Origin of the sequence: Streptomyces fuscigenes (assembly GCF_021556455.1) — a bacterium.
GTDB classification, from domain to species: Bacteria; Actinomycetota; Actinomycetes; order Streptomycetales; family Streptomycetaceae; genus Streptomyces; species Streptomyces fuscigenes.
This window is the reverse complement of sequence record NZ_JAKGCV010000773.1, coordinates 1-1222: the sequence shown is the minus strand read 5'-3', so window position 1 is coordinate 1222 and position 1222 is coordinate 1. Positions and strand designations below refer to the sequence as shown.

The following is a 1222-nucleotide window of genomic DNA, read 5'->3' as shown; positions in this document are numbered from 1 at the left end:
GACGGCTGCTCGGCGGCGCCCTGGGCCCGCGGTTCGGCCTGCTCTGGGGCGCGTACGGGACGAGCGCGCTCGGCACCTGGCTCGCGTTCGGCGCGTTCCCGCTCCTCGCCGTCCTGGTGCTGCACGCGGGACCCGCCGAGGTGGCCGCGCTGTCGGCCGCCGGGGCCGCGGTCGGCGCGGCGGTGGCGGTGCCGCTCGGGCCGTGGGTGGAGTTCCGCCGCAAGGGGCCCGTCCTGATCGCGGCGGACCTCGCGCGGTGCGCGGCCCTGCTGTCGGTTCCCGCGGCCTACGCGGCGGGGGGTCTCACGTTCGTGCAGCTCCTGCTGGTGTCGGTCGTGACGGCGGCAGGCGACATCACCTTCCGCGCCGCCTCGGGCGCGTACCTGAAGGCGCTGGTGCCCGCCGGGGACCTGCTGGCCGCCAACGCCCGCTTCGAGTCCACGGCCTGGACGACCACCATGGTCGGGCCGCCGCTCGGCGGGGCGGCGATCGGGTTGCTCGGCCCGGTGGCGACCGTCCTCGCGGACGCGGTCAGCTACCTCCTGTCCGCACTCGGCATCCGCGCCTCCGCGGGAAGGGAGCCGGAGCCCGGTCGCACGAGGGTCGCGCGGCCGCGGCCCGGCGACCTCCTCGACGGCTGGCGCCACATCCTGGCCGACGCGCAGCTGCGCCGGCTGTTCCTCAACACCGCCGCGTTCAACGGCCTGGTGATGGCCGCCGAGCCGCTGCTCGCGGTCCTGATGCTGGGCCGCCTCGGCTTCGCGCCGTGGCAGTACGGCCTCGCGTTCGCGGCGCCGTCGGTCGGCGGGCTGCTCGGCTCCCGGCTCGCCCGGCCGCTGGCCGCCCGCCTCGGTCAGCACCGCACCCTGGTGTGGGCGGGGTCGCTGCGCGCGCTGTGGTCGGTGGGCCTCGCGTTCCTCGGGCCGGGCACGGGCGGGCTGCTGCTGGTGATGGGCGTCGAGCTGGGGCTGATCTCCTGCTGCGGGGTGTTCAACCCCGTGTTCGCGACGTACCGGCTGGAGCGGACCGCGACCGACCGTGTCACCCGCACCCTCACGGCCTGGACGGTGACGAACAGGGCGGCGACGGCGCTGCTGACCGCGGTCTGGGGCGTCCTGGGCGCGGCGCTCGGCCCGCGCACGGCCCTGGGCCTCGCGGGCGTGCTGGTGCTGGCGACACCGCTGCTGCTCCCGCGGCGGGCGGCGGGGGCCGCCCCCGGGCT

The 1222-nt window shown here is 77.7% G+C and carries 1 protein-coding gene; it reads left to right on the top strand.

Translation table 11 applies throughout. From position 1 onward, the window contains the following. Window positions 1-5: 5 nt before the first annotated feature. Window positions 6-1222 (top strand): MFS transporter (locus L1885_RS28465; RefSeq protein WP_235800020.1); only part of this gene is annotated, 1217 nt, incomplete at its 3' end.